Here is an 18,849-nt window from a genome sequence, read left to right as displayed (position 1 = left end):
TCGACGCCCGTTGATCAGCTGGTCGCAGGTTGTTCGAGGATGTCGCTCAGGGCGGCGACCTCCCACAGTCCAAGGGCCTTGTCCGCGTACCTTCCGGCTCCTTCGCGGCAGCCTTCGGTGATGAGCTCGGCCGGGGCGGGGAACCCGAACGGCGCCAGCTGGAAGTTGAGCGGACGCCAGTCGCCGGTTTCCACGTCCACGTTCACCCGCAGCTCCGGGAAGGTCGTGATCAGCAAGTACGTCGCTCCGCTGGCGCGGATGTTGCGCAGCGCGGCCCAGATCTGCTCGAAGGCGAGGTGCACGAGGCAATCCCGGCACAGCACCAGATCCGCGGTCGGCAACGGGTCACGGGTCAGGTTCAGGACCCCGAACCGCCGCGATGGCCGCGCATAGGACTTCCGGTTGTGCTCGATGAGTTCGGGGACGATGTCGCCGCCGAAGTAGCTGTCCACGCCCAGTTCGCTCCTGCTGAGCCAACCGAAGTCCCCGCAGGGCACGTCGGCGATGGACCGCACGCCCCGTCGGCGCAACAGGGCCGGGATCTCAGCGCGGAGACGTGCCGTGGCGGCGTCCTCCGATCCCTGCCCGGACACCGACTCCCGGCTGCCCCACAAGTTGTGCCGGTAGATGTAGCGGAACACCTCGCCCGTTCCGTGCCGGACGAGGTGCTCGCGGTGCTCGCGGAAGTTGACGTTCGTTGCGAGTTCCGGACGTCCCCACGCCGCCTCATCGGCGCCCATCGCATCATCCTTCCTGTCGCGCGAACACGCGGCATCGGTACTGCGCCCCGCACACCCAGGGTGGTCGCGATTTCGGTTGTCCCATACCGCCCGCCGGTTGATCTCGGATCGTCGCGGCCGCAAGCCGTTGATCACGGTCCCACCAGCCGACTTCGGCTCCAATGCGTTCTAAGGCAACGAGTTCCGCGGCTCAAAGCTACTTCCGCTCGGCCAGCGAATCGGGGCCGTGCTCCGGGGTGTAGCCGAGGCTAGCGGCTGCTCGGCCGGAGTCGTAGACCCGGTCGATTCGCCGCCGCGGTAGAACCGGGGCGCGGCCCGGGCCGCGCGGGGTTCGCGGTCGCCTCGACGTTGACCGATCGAAATTCCTGCTCGGGGAAGATGTTCGACGTGCGGCGCGTGCAGCGCGGCTGTGTGCACGACGCTGTCGATGCCCTCCACTAGCTAACCGCTGGCCAGCGCGACTACCTCACGTCCTGGCAGTTCGGCACCTGCTCTGCCAGGCGTTCGAGTGATGGCGTCCGAAGGGGGCGGAGACCGGCTGCCCCCGCCCGCTCGGAAACCACTCGGATCGGGTACCTCACCCGGAGATGGGTGAGCGGCGATTTCGCGCGAAATCGCCGGCTAGGACACCCGACCCCGCGTGGCTCGTTACCTCATCTCCCACTGCTGCGCCGGGTTCGAGGGGTCGCAGCTGAACAGCCGCACCTGCTCCTGGCCGAGGTTGCCGAGGCAGCTGTTGGTGGCCGGGTGCCAGATCAGGCTGCCCGAGTCGGCGGGCTCGATCCGCCACTGCTGGGTCCTGTCGTAGGAGTCGCACGCGGAAAGACGCACGTTGGGGCCGTCGACCTGGCCCAGACAGCTGTTCGTGCCGTTGACCCGGAGCAGCTCCGCGTTGCCGAGGTACTCGCGGGACCAGTTCTGGCTCGCGCTGCTCGGGTTGCACTCGGCCAGTGCGACCCCGTAGCCGTCCGAGCTGTACAGGCACCCGTCATCGGCCACGTTGTGCAGCGGGGTTTCCCGGGGGGCGGGGGCCGCCGCCGCGAGCGGCAGCGCGACCGAGCCGCTTAGGCACAGCGCGCCCAATGCCGCCAGGGTCCAGTGGCTCACTTTACGCAATGAACTCACCTCGTAGAATCTAGATTCACGTAGCACGCGTCGTTCGAGCACGTGCGTCACCGAGTTCACTGCTATCCCAGCGGAAAATCCCCGATTCACACCACTGTGGGCGAGCACTGGCCCAAGAAGCGCGAACCGGGTACAACCCGCAACGAAAGCCTTCGGCAGATTTCGACGGCACTCTTCGAAAACCGTCTCGTCGTCCGCGTCGCTGCGGGCGGCCGAGCGGTGGTGGAGCCGTCGGCGGTGGTGTTGCCCATGTCCGGGCTTCCGCCGCCGGGGATTCGCCACTTGGTGATGGCCGCGCCGGTGCGGGCGTCGAGCACGCTGACGCTGCCCTCGTGGCGGTTGCTGACGTAGAGCTGCTGCGCATCCCGGGAGAGGTAGAGCCCGTGCGCGCCCACGCCGGTCGAGATGAAGCGCAGGACCTTCGTCGCCGCCACGTCGAGTACCCACAAGCCGTTCGCGTCCGAGTCGGCGATGTAGTACACCGAGCCGTCCGGTGCGAGCTTGATGTCCTGCGGGCCCATGCGGGTGTGCCGGCGGGGCATCGGAAGAACCCGCAACACCTTGTGCGATGACACGTCGAGCACCACCACCGCGCCGGCGAATTCGCAGGTGAACACCGCCGTGCGGCCGTCGGGGGAGAAGTCGGCGTGGTCGATCCCGGCGCACTCCGGCACCCGCGTGGCGTCCAGCTGGGCCCAGGTGTGCGCGTTACGCTCAGAGTTTCCCTTGCGCCGTAGGTGGATGCCAACCGCACGAGCGCGGTGCAGGTATTGCGGGCCGCGCTGCGGGGTACCAGGAACGTGATGGGCGCGCCGAGGGGGCGGCGCGATCGACGTCCACCCGTTTGCGCTCTCCCGGTGCCCGTCGCCGCGATGGAGAGCAGCCGAACCCGGAATGCGGCGCAGCCGTTTCCGCATCGGAGGTGATCGATGGGAACGCCGTCGCCGAAGCCCGAGCTCGCCACGCGGCGTGTCTACGCCCTGGGGTCGCTGGCCGCGATCCTGTTCGGCTACGACAACGGGATCATCTCGGCCGCCATCCTGTTCATCCCGCACGAGCTGCCGCTGACGCCGCTGCTCAAGGGCGCCGTGGTCAGTGCCACGGTCGTCGGAGCGATGGTGGGAGCGCTGGCCAGCGGGCCGGCCGCCGACTGGCAGGGACGGCAGCGCCTGCTGCTCGCGGCCGGGGTGGTGTTCACCATCGGGGCGCTCGGCGCGGGCGTGGCACCGACAGTCGCCACGCTGGTGCTGTTCCGGTTCATCATCGGGCTGGGGATCGGCATCGCGTCGGTGGTGGTGCCGCTCTACCTGGCCGAGATGGCACCCGCCGGTGGCCGCGGCTGGATCACCTCGCTGAACCAGTACATGATCATCGTGGGCACGGCGCTGGCCGCCGCCTGCGGGTACGCGCTGGCCTTCTCCGCCTCGTGGCGCTGGATGATCCTCATCGGCGTGTTCCCCGCAGCGGTGCTGGTCCTGGGGTTGCTGGCCGCACCGGACACGCCCCGGTCGCTGGTCCGCCGGGGTCACCCCGAGCGGGCACGCACGCTGCTCGTCGGCCTGCGCGGCGACCAGGACGCCGCCGACCGGGAACTCGCCGAGATCACCGAGCTCGAACGCCAGCAGCGGGACGCCAGGCTCGGTGCCCGCATGTCCGCGCCGTGGGTGCGCCGCCTGCTCGTGCTGGGCGCGCTGCTCGCCGTGTTCCAGCAGATCACCGGAATCAACACGATCGTCTACTACGCGCCCACCGTGCTGACGACCTTCGGGGTTTCCGACGTCACGGCACTGCTGTTCACGTTCCTGAACGGGCTGGTGAACATCGCGACGATCGCGGTGGTGGTGCGGCTCAAGATCGTGGATCGCTGGGGTCGCAAGCCCGTCTTGCTCGTCGGCCTGGTGGGCATGTCGGCGAGCCTGTTCGCGGTCGGGGCGGCGGCGTCGCTCCTGTCTCCCGAGTCGCCGGCGCTGTTCGGGATCGCGGTCGCCGCGTTCGTGGTGTACACGAACACCTTCTCCGCCACCTGGGGGCCGGTGCTGTGGGTGGTGCTGGCGGAGATCTTCCCGCTGGCGATCCGCGGTGCGGCGATGGCAGTCGCCACGTTGTTCAACTGGCTGACGGACTTCTTCGTCGCGCTCACCTTCCCCACCTTCACCTCGCTGGTGGGCGCGGGGATCGTGTTCATCGCCTACGCGGCAGCGGGGGTGATCATCTTCCCGGTCGTCTGGTGGATGGTGCCGGAAACCAAGCAGCGAAGCCTGGAATCGCTGGAGAAGGCCTTCCGCCGGAGCAAGCGGTTCCGCTTCTCGGAAGGACCGGACCGATGAGTTCAGGAGTTGTACGATGACCGTCGACTACGGCCCGCACGGATCCAGCCTGCGTGACCTGCCGCGCCTGCGGAGCAGTCGCCGGGGGCGCGCGTCCAGCTGGGACCGCAGCGGGGGCAACGACGACCGCCTCACGATCGAACCGGGCCAGACCGCCACCCTCGCCGAAATCCGCGGGGCCGGGAGCATCAATCACATCTGGGTGACCGTCGCGAACGAACGCATGCTGCGCGATCCCTGGATGCGCGAGCCAGACTACCTGCGCAAGCTGGTGCTGCGCGCCTACTGGGACGGCGAGCGGAGCCCGAGCGTCGCCGTCCCGGTGGGCGACTTCTTCGGGGTCGGGCACGGCCGCACGACCAACTTCGTTTCCGCGCCGCTGCAGATGAGCCCGCAGGACGGCAAGGCGTTCAACTGCTTCTTCCCGATGCCGTTCGGCTCGGATGCGCGGTTGGAGGTCACCAGCGAGCTCCTCCACGAGCGGGTTTTCTTCTACTACTACGTCGATTACGAGTTCTTCGACGAGCTCGGCGCGGACATCGGCCGGTTCCACGCGCAGTGGCGGCGCAGCAACCCCTGCCCGGGCGTCGACCAGGGCGCGGAGACCAACGACCGGTTCCTGCTCACCGGCACGAACCTCGACGGCCTGGACAACTACACGATCCTCGAAGCGGCCGGGCGCGGCCACTACGTCGGCTGCGTGCTCAACATCCACAACCTGCGCGAAACCAACGAGTGGAACTGGTACGGCGAGGGCGACGACATGATCTTCATCGACGGCGAGCGCTGGCCGCCCGCGCTGCACGGCACCGGGACCGAGGACTACTTCAACACCGCCTGGTGCCCGTCGCAGACCTACCACGCACCGCACCACGGCATCACGCTTCCCGGCGGCGACAACTGGTCGGGGCAGATCAGCCTCTACCGCTTCCACATCGAGGACCCGATCCCGTTCCGGCGGTCGATCCGGGTCAGCATCGAGCACGGCCACGCGAACAAGCGTTCCGACGACTACTCGTCGGTGGCGTACTGGTACCAGGAGGAGCCGCACGCCCCGTTCTCCCTCGCACCCGTCGAGCAGCGCATCCCGCGGGCGCAATGACAGCCCGGGATGGTGTGAACCGGCGCCAGTTCGTGAAGTTCTCACTCGCGGGGGCGGCAGCGGTGCTGCTCGGGGGCGCGCCGCGCGCCGTCGACGCCGCCGTCGACGCCACCGCCGGACCGACCGTCGTCGACCCGGCCAGCACTTTCTTCGCGACCGCGTTCACCGAGTACGCGGCCAGCGTCACCAGCAACAGCACCGGGGACCTGTGGCCGACCTGCTGGGCGGACGACGACTACGTCTACACGGCCAACGGGGACGGGCAGGGTTTCGGCAACGAGCCGATGGCCGCGATCGTGGTGAACCGGATCGCCGGGATGCCGGAGACCGGCCTGCGCGGCGAGCGCCTGGCCGCCGGTGACGCCGTCGCCAAGGTGCACGCCGATTCCAAGCTGTACAACGCGAAACCCACCGGGATCGTCGCGGTCGACGGCAACGGAGACGGCCGCGACGAGCTGTACCTGGCCGTGCAGGACCTGCGCTACGCGCCCGCCGAGACGGCGTTCGACGACGCGCCGAACGCGAGCATCGTCAAGTCGGAGGACTACGGGCGCACCTGGCAGCAGCCGTCCGGGCCGATGTTCACCGACCACATCTTCACCACGATCATGTTTCTCGACTTCGGACGCAGCCAGGAACACGCCCTAACGCTTGGCCCGGAGGCCGCCGGGTACGTGTACGCCTACGGCCTGGACCACAATTGGCGCGACTCCTACACCAACACGGTGCCGTCCCCGACGAGCCTCTACCTGGCCCGGGTTCCCCGGAACGCGATCCAGCAGCGGGCCGCGTGGCGGTTCTACACCGGCACCGGGCAGGACGGTCGTCCGCAGTGGAGTGCCGACATCGGGGCGAAGGCACCGGTGCTCACCGACGAACGCCGGCTCTACACCGACCTGCTCGGCGAAGGCCGTCACGACCTCAGCGTGATCTCCCAGGGAGGTGTCCTCTACAACGCCCCGATGCGCCGGTTCCTCTACACCTCGTGGAGCGAGTACACCTTCGAGTTCTACGAGGCGCCGACACCCTGGGGGCCTTGGCAGCTGTTCATGTCCAAGGACTTCGGCGCCCAGCCCTGGTTCGGCCACCCTGGCCGCGTCCGGATCATCCCCGTGCCGGGCGGCCACGACATCCCGACGCCGGAGGCCGGCGAGGGCGAGCCGGCGTGCGCCGGCCCGAAGAACGGCGGCTACGCCCCGACGATCCCGGCGAAGTTCGTCTCGCCCGACGGAACGCGGATGTGGTTGCAGTCCAACTGGTTCCTGAACGTGGCGTGCGGGCTGCCCAACTACCGCTTCTCATTGCGGCAGCTCCATCTGTCCGCCCGCCAGCTGGGCGATCCCGCCAACAACCCGCCGAACCCGATGGCCAACCTGGCCCGGCCGGAGAGGGGACCTTTCCCCATCGAGAGGACGGCCCACTACGGCCGCGGCGACTACTTCAACAACGGCATCCGGGAGGAGAGCGAGGACAGCTTCGGCGGCTCCCGGAAGCAGGCCGATTTCTGGGGCTACACCTGGAAGGACGAGTACTGGGTCGACCGCGTCGTCTACACGACGGGCAGCATGTTCTCCGACGGCGGCTGGTTCGCCCGCGACCTGACGGTGCAGGTGCGTCAGGGAGCCGACTGGGTGAACGTCACCGGCCTGACGACCACCCCGGCGTACCCGTACGACAACACGGCGGGACCGAACAAGACCTACGCGCTGACGTTCGACCCGATCGTCGGCGACGGCGTCCGGATCGTCGGAGTCCCCGGTGGTTCGGCCACGTTCACCTCGATCGGCGAGCTGGAGGTGTACTTCGACGGCAGACCGCCCCGGTGACCGGAGACCTGGCCGTTGGGTCTGGTGGTTGGGGACCCGGCCGTAGGGTCCGGTGGTCGACGGTCCGCAATTTCCATTGAAATCGGACCCGCCCATCCGATTTCAATGGAAATTGGGTTCTTGTGACTGATCCGTGGGTGGTTTGAGTTGGTTTTTGGGTCCGGAGACGGGGGCACGCCGTTGCTTCGTCTAGTTTCTGGCGTGTCCAGAGTCAGGAACCGAGGAGTGGAGAACGGCGTGCCGAAGGCCGGTTTATGGCGTGCCGTCGTGGGCGTCGTCGGTGGCGGGCGCTGGACCTCGGGACCACTCGGGTGTTTGGACCGGAGTTGTCACTCACGAGGGGGGCCATCCGGTCGTGAGTGGTGATGCCGGTTCTTACCGGAGTTGTCACTCACGACGGGTGTCCGTCGGGTCGTGAGTGGTGATGCCGGTTCTTACCGGAGTTGTCACTCACGATGGGTGTCCGTCGGGTCGCGCATCGAACTTCGGAGTCCACAATGGATTATTGGAGTCCCGCCGTGGCCAGCGCCGCACATAGCAACACGATGTGTGGGGGAAAGCGAAGCGGGGTAGCTGGAAGGAGACGACTCCCGGCCGGATCGGGCCAGCTGCCGGGCCACCCGGCGCTCCCGATGCCGTGGAGCCGGGAGTTTCCCGTTGAGCGGGGGTGTTCTTCGTGATTGTGCTAGGGGTAATCCTATTGCTCCTCGGTTTCTTCCTCAACATTTCGATCCTGTGGACGCTGGGAGCCGTGTTGACCGTGGTAGGCGTCGTGTTCGCCGTTGCAGGTGCGAGCGGACGTGCTATCGGTGGCCGGAAGCACTGGTTCTGACCGACCGCGGGCGGGATGGGTTGCCCGAGCGTTCGCTCGGGTAGCCCCCGGGCGTTGATCGAAAGTGTGCGGACTTGTGGAAGCCGCCCACGACGTTCACCCGGAGATGAGGAGCGCAACGATGGAACTGGTGACCTTGCGCCACGTGTACGAGCAGGAGGGGCCGTTCGCGACGGTCTACCTGGAGGCCCGCGTCCCGGGCGAGGACGCGAGCAAGCAGGTCGAGTTGCGGTGGCGGGCGCTCCGCGATCGGCTCCACGTGGCAGGCGCACCAGCGGAAACGCTGGACGCCATCGAGTCGGAGCTGGGCGAGGCGACGGGGCACGAGCAGGCCTGCGGCCGAGTGCTCGTGGCAGCCGGGTCCGCCGTGCTGCTCGACGAGGAGTGGGACGTAGAGCCCGGCACTGGCGACGACGCGTTCTGGGATCCGCTGCCGCAACTCGGCAGCTACGTGCGGGAGGCCGCGCGCTCGGTTTCCGAGCTCGTGGTGATCGCGGATCAGGAAGGCGCGCAGGTGCGCCAGGACGTGGTGACCGAGCACCACGGGCCGCGCGAGGTCGACACCGATGTCGTGGAAGGCAGCGGCCACGGCGGCGTGCACAAGCCGCGTCACGGGGCGTTGTCCCACAAGCGCATCCACCGCCGCGCCGAGAAAACGTTGCGGCGCAACGCAAAGGATGTCGTGGCCCACATGAACGGGGTCGCTGCGAACTCGTGTCCGCGGGGACCGGGCTGACCGATGGGGCGGGGGCGATCCTGCGCTTCCCGGTGCAGCAGTGAGCGCGAGCGGGCGGAGGGTTGGTCGTCATGGGGGCAGCCGACGGACAGCGCGATCGGCGCGGCAGCGGTCGTGACGAGCCGGAAGCGACCATTGTGGACGAACGGCAGACCAAGCGGGCCGTCGCCGCGGCCGCCATCGGCAACACGATGGAATGGTTCGACTTCGGCGTGTACAGCTACATCGCCGTCATCATCAGCCAGGTCTTCTTCCCGCCCACCAACGCGACAGCGCAATTGCTGTCCACCTTCGCCACGTTCGCGGTGGCGTTCCTGGTCCGGCCGCTGGGCGGGTTCTTCTTCGGTCCTCTGGGCGACCGCATCGGCCGCCGGAAGGTGCTGGCCACCACCATGGTCACGATGGCGTTGGGAACGCTGGCGATCGGGCTGATCCCCAGCTACGCCACGATCGGCATCTGGGCGCCGGTGCTGCTGCTGGTGGCCCGGCTCGTCCAGGGGTTCTCCACCGGCGGCGAGTACGGCGGCGCGGCCACGTTCGTCTCGGAGTACTCGCCGGACCGGCGGCGCGGATTCATGGCCAGCTGGCTGGAATTCGGCACGCTGACCGGATACTCGCTCGGTGCCGCGCTTGTCACAGTGCTGACCGTGACGATGGCCCCGCAGGACCTGACGACCTGGGGTTGGCGGATCCCGTTCCTGGTGGCCGGTCCGCTCGGGATCATCGGGCTCTACCTCCGGTTCCGGTTGGAGGAAACCCCCGCCTACCGCAAGAACTCCGAAGACGAGCAGCCGCAGGCGGCGGCGACCTGGCGCAGCCTGCGCACGATCTTCGGCCGCCACTGGCGCCCGATGCTGAAGTGCGTCGGCCTGGTGCTGGTGTTCAACGTGACGAACTACCTGCTCACCTCCTACATGCCGACGTACCTCTCGGCCGTGCTCGGCTTCCAGCACACCAGCTCGCTGATCCTCGTTCTTGTGACGATGGTGCTGGTGATGGGCCTGATCGTGGTGCTGGGCCGGTTCTCCGACCGGATCGGCAGGCTGCCCATCGCGGGGTTCGGCAGCGTCGCGCTGATCGTGCTGTCGTTCCCGGCGTTCCTGCTGATCGCCCAGGGCAGCGTGGGGGCGGTGCTGGGTGGTCTGCTGGTCATCGGTCTGACGTTGATCTGCTTCAGCAGCACGATGCCCTCGACGCTGCCGGCGCTGTTCCCTACCGAGATCCGCTACGGCGCGGTGTCGGTCGGGTTCAACATCTCGGTCGCGCTGTTCGGTGGCACCACGCCGCTGATCGCCGAAGCGCTCGTCGCGGTGACCGGGGTGAAGTCGATCCCGGCGGTCCTGCTCGTCGCAGCCGGTGCGGTTGGGCTGGTAGCGGTGTACTTCACGCGTGAACCTGCCGGTCGTTCCCTCCCCGGAGCACGGCCCACCGCGGCAAACCGCGCGGAGGCGCGGCGGCGCGTCCGAGATGAGCGCGGTGAAGATCAGGATTAGCGCCTCGGCGCATCGGGTAGGCCGTGCGTAGCGGCGTTGCCGCCGATGTGATCGTCGAGGTGTCTGTGATGGGCGCAGAAGGTGCGGGAGCGCGCGTACGTTCCCGGTTGCGGGGAGATGGCGTGGAACACGTCGTCTCTGGGCATCAATCGGGTCAACTGCATGGCGCAGCGTCCACTGTGGATTTCGCTGGCCCCCACGCTGTTCGGGCAGCAAGCCGGTGGGTGGCGAGACGCAACCCCAGCCGAGTAGCTCGTCGGGTACCCGACAGGGAGAAGCACCAACGCAGTGAACGGAAGGAGTGCCGCGATGGCTGGCGAGGACAAGGCGAAGAACAAGGCAGAAGAGCTGAAGGGCAAGGTGGAGAAGAAGGTCGGCGAGGCCACCGATAACGAGCAGCTGGAAGCGGAGGGCAAGGGCAAGGAGGTGAAGGGGGGCCTCAAGCAGGCCGGTGAGAAGGCCAAGGACGCCTTGACCGGTGACGAGGACAAGAAATGATCCAGTGTGCATGGTGACCCCGCCTGCGCACGGTGAATCGAGCGGAGGCCGCGAACTCGGAGTTCGCGGCCTCTGCTCGTGTCCGGGTTCATTTCCGGTGTCGTCTGCGGCGTGGTGTGTCCGGCGGGACCCTGGGGCCCGTGTGCAGAAGCGGGTCGGGTTCGCGTCCTGGCGTCAGCGCTCGACCTCTGGTGCCCGGTTTGGTGCGCGAACGCGCGAATCGCTCGCGCAGTTGCGCCGCCATGCTCCGAAGTCGCGTGTTCCACATCAGGTCGAAGACCTCCCCGTTGCTGGGACCAACTGCCTCAACACGAGGGTTTACCCACGCACGAGCGCGAAAAACTCCATCGCTGGTCTGGATCGGCTCGGTCAACGCGATCTGCCTGGTCCCCTGGCCGGGGTAGCGGGCGTCGAGAGCCGGATGGCGGATTCGAGCAGGAGCGCGTGGACGAAGGCTTGGGGCAGGTTGCCGCGCAGCTGACGCTGCTGCACGTCGTATTCCTCGGAGAGGAGTCCGGGCGGGCCGCAGGCGGCGCGGTTTCGCTCGAACCAACGCAGGGCGTGTGCTTCATTGCCCTGTTGGTGCTCGGCGAGAGCCATGACGAATCCGCACAGCAGGAAGGCGCCTTCGGCCTCCCCAGGACGCTGGGTGCGCTGCGGGAACCGGTAGAGGTAGCCATCTTCGGCCAGGGTGCGGCGCACTTTCGTGAGCGTGGCCCGGGTGCGCGGGTCGTCTCCTGGCAGAGCGCCTCGCACCGGCGGCAGTAGCAGCGCCGCGTCAGGGCCGGTGTGCTGGGAACTCTGTTGCCAGTAGCCGTTCGGGTGCAGGCATCGGCGCGTTGTTTCGGCCAGGATGACTTCGGCTAGCGAGGTCATGCGGTCGGAGTCCTCGCGGGTTGGAGCGGCGGGAGCCGCGGCGCGCAGTCCTGCGACGCACGCGAGCCGGGAGTGCGTCCACCACTCGTCGTCCAGTTCCCACAGGCCGGCGTCGGGCCGCTGCCAGCGCCGGTCGATGGCCTCCGCCGCGACGCGGATGGCGCGCGCGCCGTCGGTGTCGAGGTGCCCGTGGCGCGCCGCCGCGGCCAGCAGCTGGAGGAGTTCGCCGAACGCGTCGAGTTGAGATTGCCTGGTGACCCGGTTTCCCAGGACGACCTCGTGGCCGCCGGGGTAGCCGGGCAGGTCCAGCCGCCTTTCGTCGGGCACCCCGCCGCCGTCGATGGTGTAGGCGGGGTTCAGGTCTTCGCCGTCGTCGAGCAGGCGGGCGGTCAGGAAGGACACGGCGTCGTCCAGGAGCGGGAAGGGACCGGCAGCGGTGACGGCGACGGCGGCGTAGCACTGGTCGCGGACCCAGGCGTAGCGGTAGTCGTAGTTGCGCCCTTGCTCGGCCCGTTCGGGCAGGGACGTGGTCGCGGCCGCGGCCATGCCACCGCGCGGAGACGTCATCCCGCGCAGGACGGCGTACGCGTGCTGGGTGTCGCGCGGCGCGATGCTCTCGCCGAGATCGGGGATGTCGCTGTGCCAGGCGTGTTCCGTGCGATGCCAAGCGAGATCGGGATCGATGGGCGCGCCCAACGAGGCGCGCGTGATCTCCAGGACCAGGTCGTGACGGCCACCGGCGGGAACGGTGATCTCCATGCGCAGTGCGCCATCGCTGCCGACTGCGGCGTCGGCACCGCCGCTCCAGCGCAGCCGCAGATCGCCGCTGTGCGCGACCCACCGGCCGTGCTCGTCCAGGTGCGGCTCGGCCATCGGATGCGTCCCGAATCCAGCTCGCACGTCCAGTTCGACCCGCAGCACGACTTCGCGCTCGACGGCTTCGACGCGACGGAGCAGCAGCAGGCGGTTCGGGTCCCCCGGATACGCGAGGGCGTCCCGGCACTCGACGATCGTGGACGTGGTCACCCACCGGTTGCGCCAGATCAGCGACCGAGGTTCGTAGTACCCGCCCCAGGTGGACGGCTCGACGGGCGTGACCGCGTAGACCCCGGGGCCGCCGAGCAGGGCGGCGAACACGGCATCGTCGTGCCAGGTCGGAGCGCACAGCCAAACCAGATCGCCGTGCGGACCGCAGATCGCGCCACGACGCCCGTCGGCCAGCAGCGCGTACTCCCGCAGCGCGTGCGGTGGGAAGCGATGTTGGATGTGGTCGCTGATGCCGTCAGGTCCAATCATGCCGCTGCCTCGGTCGTCGTCCGGCCCGGGTCGTTTCGGTCGCGCGGACTGGCCGGGGGCGTTCGCGCTGGTGCGACCGGCCGGAGCCGGGTCGAGGCCCGCGGACGATGTGGATTTTCTCCTTGCGCCACAACGATCCCGCCCCACGAACACCAGTGCAGCGGGTGTTCACCGGGATCGCTTCCATGGTATTTGCCGTCCCCGCCCGCGGCAGCGCCTCAGAGCCTGTTGGTGAATGGTCTGGGTGGGTGGTCGCTTAGCGGAACCTGAGAGGTTCCCTGGACTGCGGGTGCCCCTCCTGATGTATGTCCAATACGCGGCGGAGGGGCCGTCCTCGCCAGAAAACCTCTCAGAACCCGCCGATGGTCGTCTTGGCAAGGTGAATGCAAGCGGCTACGCCGCTTCCAAAGGCGCGGACGGCATTCGCCGACAGGCTCTCAGGCCTTCAGGTGGGCGTCGAGCCAGTCCACGATCTCGTCGAGCACCTGTTCCCGCTCCGGCTCGTTGTGCGCCTCGTGGTAGAGCCCTTCGTAGACCCGCAGGGTGAGGTCCGACGACCGGGCGTGGGTGCGCACCAGCTCGCTGGCGGCCGGTGGCATCAGCCGGTCCGCGCCGCCGTGCAGGACGAACAGCGGCATGGTCAGCGAAGCCAGGCGCTGCGGCATGGCCTCGACGGCCAGCATGATCTCGACGGCGGTCCGCGCTCGCATCTTCCCGGCGTGGTTGAGCGGGTCGGTGCGGTAGTCCCGCACCACCTCGGGGTCGCGGCTGATGGTGTTCGCGTCGAGGCTGCGCACACCGAGGTCGGGCAGCAGTTTGGACAGCAGCGGTGAGATGACCTTCTCCACGGCTGACACCGCGCCGGTGTTGAGGGCCGGGGCGGAGATCACGGCACCGACGATTCGGTCCAGCGGCGTCCCGGTGAGGTACTGCAGGGAGATCAGCCCGCCGAGGCTGTGCCCGTAGACGAACAGCGGCACGTCCTCGTGGCGCTGACCGGCCAGCCGCGCCAGGAGGTCGACCCCCGCGACGGCAGCGGCCATGCTGCCGATGTTGCCGCGCGTTCCCGGCGAGCGGCCGTGCCCGGGATGGTCGATGGCATAGACCGCGTAGCCGGCCGCGTTGAGCCGCTCCGCGACGCGGCGGTAGCGACCGCTGTGCTCGTGCACACCGTGGACGAGCACGACCACCCCCGTAGCCTGGACACCGCGACTCCCGGGTTGATCGACGGTCCAGCTCTGCCAGTACTGCCCCGAGGACAGGGTTCCTTCGAGGTGCGATGCCGTCGGCCGTGCATCGTCGTCGGGCTGCGTCATCGAGTACCTACCTGTCCTGCCATGCGTGCTGGTCGCCTTCGCGGAAGGCCCGGGTGTTGCGGGCAAGCCTCATCCGGTGATCGGATCTCGGCGACTCCGGGAGGTGGGTGCCTGCAAAGGTACGCGCAGCCTAACGAGGTTCGGGCACAAGCCGGAACCATGCTTGGCACATTCCCGGATGGAGCAGAAGTCCCCGCACACCTTTCGGTGTACGGGGACTTCTGCTGATCGCGACGTCAGCGCAGGCCGGTGGCGCGGGCGAACGCCTCCCAGCGGATCAACTTGACCGGTGCTTGAGTTGGCAGTACGACGCGCAGACGGTATCTATCTGGACCACCTCTGGGCGCATCAAGAACGTCCGCTTCGCCTGCTCCCCGATGCGCTCAAGACGTTGCGAGAGCACCGGCGGGGAGAGTCCGATCTGATCCAGCGCGACGGCGTGTTCTATCTGGTCGCCACGTGCGAGGTTCCCGAGGCCGGGCAGTTCGAGCCGGAACGGTTCATCGGCGTGGACCTTGGCATTGCCAACATCGCCACTACCTCAACCGGCTACCGCGCCGCAGGACGTGGCCTGAACCGGTATCGCAAACGGCAACTCGAACTCCGCCGCAAGTTACAGGCCAAAGGAACTAAATCCGCCAAGCGACTGCTCAAGAAGCGTACCGGCGCGAACAGCGCCACGCCGCCAACCAGAATCATATCGTCGCCAAGACGATCGTGACCGAGGCTGAACGCACCTCGGCCGGAATCGCCCTGGAAGAACTCAGGGGAATCAGCAGAGGGTACGGCTGCGCAAGCCCCCGGTCCTTTAGGACCGAGAAGCTGACATGCTGCGCAGTACCGAGACGACGGTGCCCAGCACGACGGCGGTGTCACCGTCGATGACCTCGTAAGCCGGGTTGCGAGGCTCCAGGTAGACGTGGCCGTTGCGGCGGCGGTACACCTTGACGGTCGCCTCGCCGTCGATCATCGCGGCGACGATCTGTCCGGAATGCGCCTCGGGCTGCTGCCGGACCACGACGATGTCGCCGTCGCAGATCGCGGCGTCGATCATCGAGTCACCGCGCACACGCAGACCGAAAACGTTGCCGCGACCGGTGAGTTCGCGGGGCAACGACAGAACGTCGTCGACGTGTTCTTCGGCCGCGATGGGAATTCCGGCGGCGATATCGCCGACCACGGGCACGCTCACCGAGTCATCGCCGGACTGCCGCGCCGTGGGCCGCAGGAAGGCCCGCACGTCGATCGGCCGGGACATCGTCGTGCTGCGCCGCAGAAAACCCTTCTCCTCCAGGCTCGTCAGGTGCTTCGACACCGACGAGGACGACCTGAGTCCGACGGCATCGCCGATCTGGCGCGTGCTCGGCGAATACCCATACCTGGTCACCCAGTCCCGGATCGTGGCCAGGATTCTCTGCTGACGCAGCGGCAGGGTCGAGGGGTCCAGGTGCTCGAACGCGTCGAGATCGTCGTAGGCGGCCACCTGCGGAATGTTAGAGGTCGACGTCCGCGACCAAGCCACCGGCCCGGACCGGCGACTGCGAAGCCGGCTCTTACCGGTTCTCGCACTCCCGACCGGTACTTCGTGACGAAAACCAAGTGAGCATGCATGCGGAAAACTACGTGTCTTCCTGTACGGAACTCGCTGTCGATGGCCATAAACCCAATGCTACGGTGATCCATATGGCAGCAACAGTGAAGACCGAGGATGCCGGGCACGCCCGGTACACCTATCGGCTTCGTTTGTCGCTGACCTCCCGGCATGCGCTGCTGGCCGAGTGGGATCGGTGCCGGTGGGTATGGAACCAGTGCGTGGCCACCTCCCGTCAGGCGTACCGTGCGGGCGAGAAATGCGGTCCCGCGCACCTGTGCAAGCTGCTGACCGGATGGCGGAGTGAACACGACTGTGGCCGGTGCGGAAGTTGTGCCGGATCGCGGCGGCCAGGGCCAGCACACGCTGGGCGACGCGCCCTGTTCGGGGCACGTCTGCCGATGGCCACCTTCGCGTGGCGGAAGAACACCCGTGAGCGTTTGTGGGTGCCATAGCACCCAAAAACACGCACGGCGTCCTTCGCTGCGGATCATGGACGCCCTCGCCTCATGCCCGCACGGTTCACCCGTCGGCGAACCACCTAGCACCTCACACACCGCCCGATAGCGGTACTCCACCGGAACTGGTGACGCCGCTGCGGCGGGTGCACGCAGGGGAGCGGGTCGTGGCACCGGAACTGGCGGCCTCTCCTGTCGGCTTCCCACATCCTGGCCGATCTCACTCCCGCGCCGGTCACCCCGGTGCACGACTACCCGCGATGGACCCTGCATTTCGGAGACGAATAAGGGCTGAAAGTCCTCGTCGCAGTGACGGAGGTGCGGGGATACTGACTGGTAGGCCCGACATCAAGTGGCTTCTGGTCGGAAGATGAGGCGCGCCTTGTTCGAACCCGTAGCGCGTTGGTTTGCCGGAGTATCAGATTGGCATCCCCTTGCCCTGTACGAGATCGTTCTCGAACGCAATGGCCCCAAGTGGCAGGTGACCTACCTGATGCACGGTGAGCAGCATGCCCGCATCGGCTTCGAAAGCGAAGCCGACGCTCGACGCGACGTCGAGTACCTGATGAGCCGTGGCCCGGCCGGGGAGCAGTGGCACGAGGCCTACCCGGATCGCTGAGCCGCGGCACACGAACCAGGGATGGAGCGCGGCGGGGGAGTCGCTGGTCTGCCAAACTCGGCTCGGGGTCCGGCGACGTACCCGGGGGGCGGGAGATGGCTTCATTCCCAACCGCGTTGGGCTTGTCCGCGGAGCAGACCGAGGACGTGGTGCAGCAGGCCGGCCTGGCACCGTCGTTGCACAACAGCCAGCCATGGCGCTTCCGTCTTTCGGAACAGGTGATCGAGCTGCACAGCGACCCGCGGCGGCGGCTGCCCGCTGCGGATCCGGCCGACCGGGAACTGCGGTTGGCCTGCGGTGCGGCGTTGTTGAACCTCCGCCTGGCATTGGAGCACTTCGGCGTGCGGCCGGTCGTCGCGCTGCTGCCGCGGCTTGCCGGGCCGACCTCGTTGGCCGAGCTGCGCAGCGGGGGACCGGCGACGCAAGCGCCGGAGGAACTGGCGCTGTACCAAGCGATTCCCAAGCGACGCAGCAACCGGCGTCCGTTCCTGGAGAACCCGGTCCCGGCCGCGCACCGGCACGCGCTGGCCGCCGCGGTGCGTCGCGAGCAGGGCTCGTTGCGCACGATGACACGCCCGGAGTTGGGGAGCCTGGAGGGCTTAATGCACCGTGCGCACCGGATGCAGATGGCGGACGTGCGCTTCCGGGATGAGCTGGCGAAGTGGACGGGGCGGCCGAAAGGCGCGGCCGAAGGCGTGCCGGCTGCCGCGGCGGGGCCGCTGCCGGAGCCCCAGGACCAGTGGGTGCTGCGGGATTTCTCCGGTGGTCAGGCGCGTGTGCGGGTTCCCGGCAAGGACTTCGAGTCCGATCCGCTGATGGTCGTGGTGTGCTCGAACCACGACAGCAGGCTCGACGACCTGCGCGCGGGGCAGGCGATGCAGCGCATGCTGCTCACCGCGACGGCACTGGGCCTGGCGTCGTCGCTGCTGTCGGCGGTCGTGGAGGTCGAGGAGACCCGGGATGAACTGCGGCAGCTGCTCGGGGGAGGGTTGTACCCGCAGGCCGTGGTGCGGATCGGATACGGCTCGCCGACACCCGCGACTCCGCGTCGTGACCTGCGGGAATTGCTGATCGACGACTAGCGCTTCCAACGGTTCCGCCGTGAGCGGCCGGGCGGGAGGATGCCGGATGCAGGCGTTCGACGTGGTGGGCATCGACGGCTCGGACGTCGCGGCGGATGCGGTCAGGTGGGCCGCAGCGGACGCCGCGCTCCACCGGGCAGCGTTGCGGCTGGTATGTGTCGTTGCTGGTGGGGCGGATGATGCCGGTGATGGGATGCCGACGTCGCCGAACGTTCTCGACGTCATCGTGAACCAGCGCCGCCGATGGCTGTCGCAGGCGGCGGAGCTGGCCGCGACGGTCGCCGGCGACGTGGCGATCACCCAGGAACTACGCCACGGCAAGCCGGCCGCGGTCCTCGTCGAGGAGTCGGCCGGGGCTCGGCGGGTGGTCGTCGGCACCCGCGGCCTGGGTGACGCCACCGGGGTGAAACGGGCGTTGGGGTCCACGGCGGAAACCGTCGCCATGCTGGCGCAGTGCCCGGTGGTCGTCGTCCCGGCCGCCCGGACGGATCCCGGCGTGGCACGAACTCGGCCGGTCGTCGTCGGAGTGGACGGATCGGCGGTCAGCGAGCGCGCCCTAGAGGCCGCGTTCGAGGAAGCGTCCGTGCGGCGCGTTCCGCTGGTGGCCCTCCACGTGTGGAGCGACACCGCCATCGATGAATGGTTCGCCCTGGACGCGGAACGTGACTGGGATGCGATCGAGGCAAGAGAAGGCAGGGTGCTCGCCGAGCGGCTGGCGGGGTGGCAGGAGCGGTACCCGGACGTGCGGGTGCAGCGCGTCGTGGAGCGGGACCGACCGGTGCGGTTCCTGGCCTTGCACGGCGCAGACGCGCAGCTCATCGTCGTAGGTAGCCGTGGGCGCGGAGGCCTCACCGGGATGCTCCTGGGCTCGACCAGTCGCGCCCTCGTCCATTCGGCGCCCTGTCCAGTGCTCGTGGTGCGGGCGGGATGAG

Annotated in this window: 16 protein-coding genes; 10 read left to right on the top strand and 6 right to left on the bottom strand. The window is 68.3% G+C overall.

The features are described 5' to 3' along the window. Positions 1-14 precede the first annotated feature (14 nt). The 3 genes from FDZ84_RS00550 to FDZ84_RS00540 form a co-directional block, all read right to left on the bottom strand. Positions 15-740 carry a class I SAM-dependent methyltransferase gene (locus FDZ84_RS00550; RefSeq protein ID WP_168584228.1) on the bottom strand — a complete coding sequence of 242 codons (726 nt, stop codon included), beginning with the start codon at positions 738-740 and terminating at the stop codon, positions 15-17. Between the two features lie 648 nt (positions 741-1,388). Then, positions 1,389-1,847: an RICIN domain-containing protein gene (locus tag FDZ84_RS00545; protein ID WP_246869283.1), complete on the bottom strand. Its 459-nt coding sequence runs from the start codon at positions 1,845-1,847 to the stop codon at positions 1,389-1,391. A gap of 104 nt (positions 1,848-1,951) precedes the next feature. Beyond that, complete coding sequence (locus FDZ84_RS00540; protein WP_246868712.1) at positions 1,952-2,782, bottom strand: YncE family protein; 831 nt, start codon at positions 2,780-2,782, stop codon at positions 1,952-1,954. Between the two features lie 12 nt (positions 2,783-2,794). On the opposite strand from FDZ84_RS00540, the gene FDZ84_RS00535 reads away from it, so the two are divergent. From FDZ84_RS00535 to FDZ84_RS00510, 6 genes are all read left to right on the top strand, one after another. After that, positions 2,795-4,192, top strand: coding sequence for a sugar porter family MFS transporter (locus FDZ84_RS00535; RefSeq protein WP_168584226.1), 1,398 nt, complete (start codon positions 2,795-2,797; stop codon positions 4,190-4,192). A gap of 16 nt (positions 4,193-4,208) precedes the next feature. Further along, positions 4,209-5,294, top strand: a complete 1,086-nt coding sequence (locus FDZ84_RS00530) for a glycoside hydrolase family 172 protein (RefSeq protein WP_168584225.1) — start codon at positions 4,209-4,211, stop codon at positions 5,292-5,294. 32 nt (positions 5,295-5,326) lie between these two features. Beyond that, positions 5,327-7,120, top strand: coding sequence for a DUF4185 domain-containing protein (locus FDZ84_RS00525; protein WP_168584224.1), 1,794 nt, complete (start codon positions 5,327-5,329; stop codon positions 7,118-7,120). A 953-nt stretch (positions 7,121-8,073) separates the two neighbouring features. Continuing rightward, positions 8,074-8,688 (top strand): hypothetical protein, encoded by a 615-nt coding sequence (locus FDZ84_RS00520; protein WP_168584223.1) that lies wholly within the window; start codon positions 8,074-8,076, stop codon positions 8,686-8,688. A gap of 71 nt (positions 8,689-8,759) precedes the next feature. Further along, complete coding sequence (locus tag FDZ84_RS00515) at positions 8,760-10,181, top strand: MFS transporter (protein WP_168584222.1); 1,422 nt, start codon at positions 8,760-8,762, stop codon at positions 10,179-10,181. A gap of 309 nt (positions 10,182-10,490) precedes the next feature. Beyond that, positions 10,491-10,679, top strand: a complete 189-nt coding sequence (locus tag FDZ84_RS00510; RefSeq protein WP_168584221.1) for a CsbD family protein — start codon at positions 10,491-10,493, stop codon at positions 10,677-10,679. 369 nt (positions 10,680-11,048) lie between these two features. On the opposite strand, the gene FDZ84_RS00505 is transcribed toward FDZ84_RS00510, so the two are convergent. Together FDZ84_RS00505 and FDZ84_RS00500 are read right to left on the bottom strand one after the other, a co-directional pair. Then, positions 11,049-12,851: a glycoside hydrolase family 15 protein gene (locus tag FDZ84_RS00505; RefSeq protein WP_168584220.1), complete on the bottom strand. Its 1,803-nt coding sequence runs from the start codon at positions 12,849-12,851 to the stop codon at positions 11,049-11,051. Between the two features lie 437 nt (positions 12,852-13,288). Beyond that, a complete protein-coding gene (locus FDZ84_RS00500; protein ID WP_168584219.1) occupies positions 13,289-14,167 on the bottom strand; it encodes an alpha/beta hydrolase in 879 nt (292 codons plus the stop codon). A 289-nt stretch (positions 14,168-14,456) separates the two neighbouring features. Here FDZ84_RS00500 and FDZ84_RS37565 point away from each other — a divergent pair, with 289 nt between their 5' ends. Then, positions 14,457-14,888 carry a transposase gene (locus tag FDZ84_RS37565; protein ID WP_210435378.1) on the top strand — a complete coding sequence of 144 codons (432 nt, stop codon included), beginning with the start codon at positions 14,457-14,459 and terminating at the stop codon, positions 14,886-14,888. An 87-nt stretch (positions 14,889-14,975) separates the two neighbouring features. Here the strand turns inward: FDZ84_RS37565 and lexA are convergent, their stop codons facing one another. Next, positions 14,976-15,650, bottom strand: a complete 675-nt coding sequence (gene lexA, locus FDZ84_RS00490; RefSeq protein ID WP_168584218.1) for a transcriptional repressor LexA — start codon at positions 15,648-15,650, stop codon at positions 14,976-14,978. 948 nt (positions 15,651-16,598) lie between these two features. Here lexA and FDZ84_RS00485 point away from each other — a divergent pair. From FDZ84_RS00485 to FDZ84_RS00475, 3 genes are all read left to right on the top strand, one after another. Beyond that, positions 16,599-16,835, top strand: a complete 237-nt coding sequence (locus FDZ84_RS00485; protein ID WP_168584217.1) for a hypothetical protein — start codon at positions 16,599-16,601, stop codon at positions 16,833-16,835. 95 nt (positions 16,836-16,930) lie between these two features. Then, a complete protein-coding gene (locus FDZ84_RS00480) occupies positions 16,931-17,917 on the top strand; it encodes a nitroreductase family protein (RefSeq protein WP_168584216.1) in 987 nt (328 codons plus the stop codon). A 46-nt stretch (positions 17,918-17,963) separates the two neighbouring features. Next, complete coding sequence (locus FDZ84_RS00475; RefSeq protein WP_168584215.1) at positions 17,964-18,848, top strand: universal stress protein; 885 nt, start codon at positions 17,964-17,966, stop codon at positions 18,846-18,848. The last annotated feature ends 1 nt before the right edge of the window (position 18,849 follow it).

The sequence above is a fragment of the Saccharopolyspora sp. ASAGF58 genome, assembly GCF_012277335.1.
In the GTDB taxonomy this organism is placed as follows: Bacteria; Actinomycetota; Actinomycetes; order Mycobacteriales; family Pseudonocardiaceae; genus Saccharopolyspora; species Saccharopolyspora hattusasensis.
This window is presented reverse-complemented; position numbering and strand designations above follow the sequence as displayed.

What these genes read in the sequence shown, in the direction of transcription:
- FDZ84_RS00530 (WP_168584225.1), top strand. Translation starts at nt 4,209, where the DNA reads ATGACCGTCGACTACGGCCCGCACGGATCCAGCCTGCGTGACCTGCCG.
- FDZ84_RS00550 (WP_168584228.1), bottom strand. Translation starts at nt 740, where the DNA reads ATGGGCGCCGATGAGGCGGCGTGGGGACGTCCGGAACTCGCAACGAAC.
- FDZ84_RS00540 (WP_246868712.1), bottom strand. Translation starts at nt 2,782, where the DNA reads ATGCGGAAACGGCTGCGCCGCATTCCGGGTTCGGCTGCTCTCCATCGC.
- FDZ84_RS00500 (WP_168584219.1), bottom strand. Translation starts at nt 14,167, where the DNA reads ATGACGCAGCCCGACGACGATGCACGGCCGACGGCATCGCACCTCGAA.
- FDZ84_RS00505 (WP_168584220.1), bottom strand. Translation starts at nt 12,851, where the DNA reads ATGATTGGACCTGACGGCATCAGCGACCACATCCAACATCGCTTCCCA.
- FDZ84_RS00480 (WP_168584216.1), top strand. Translation starts at nt 16,931, where the DNA reads ATGGCTTCATTCCCAACCGCGTTGGGCTTGTCCGCGGAGCAGACCGAG.
- FDZ84_RS00520 (WP_168584223.1), top strand. Translation starts at nt 8,074, where the DNA reads ATGGAACTGGTGACCTTGCGCCACGTGTACGAGCAGGAGGGGCCGTTC.
- FDZ84_RS00510 (WP_168584221.1), top strand. Translation starts at nt 10,491, where the DNA reads ATGGCTGGCGAGGACAAGGCGAAGAACAAGGCAGAAGAGCTGAAGGGC.
- FDZ84_RS00535 (WP_168584226.1), top strand. Translation starts at nt 2,795, where the DNA reads ATGGGAACGCCGTCGCCGAAGCCCGAGCTCGCCACGCGGCGTGTCTAC.
- FDZ84_RS00475 (WP_168584215.1), top strand. Translation starts at nt 17,964, where the DNA reads ATGCAGGCGTTCGACGTGGTGGGCATCGACGGCTCGGACGTCGCGGCG.
- FDZ84_RS00515 (WP_168584222.1), top strand. Translation starts at nt 8,760, where the DNA reads ATGGGGGCAGCCGACGGACAGCGCGATCGGCGCGGCAGCGGTCGTGAC.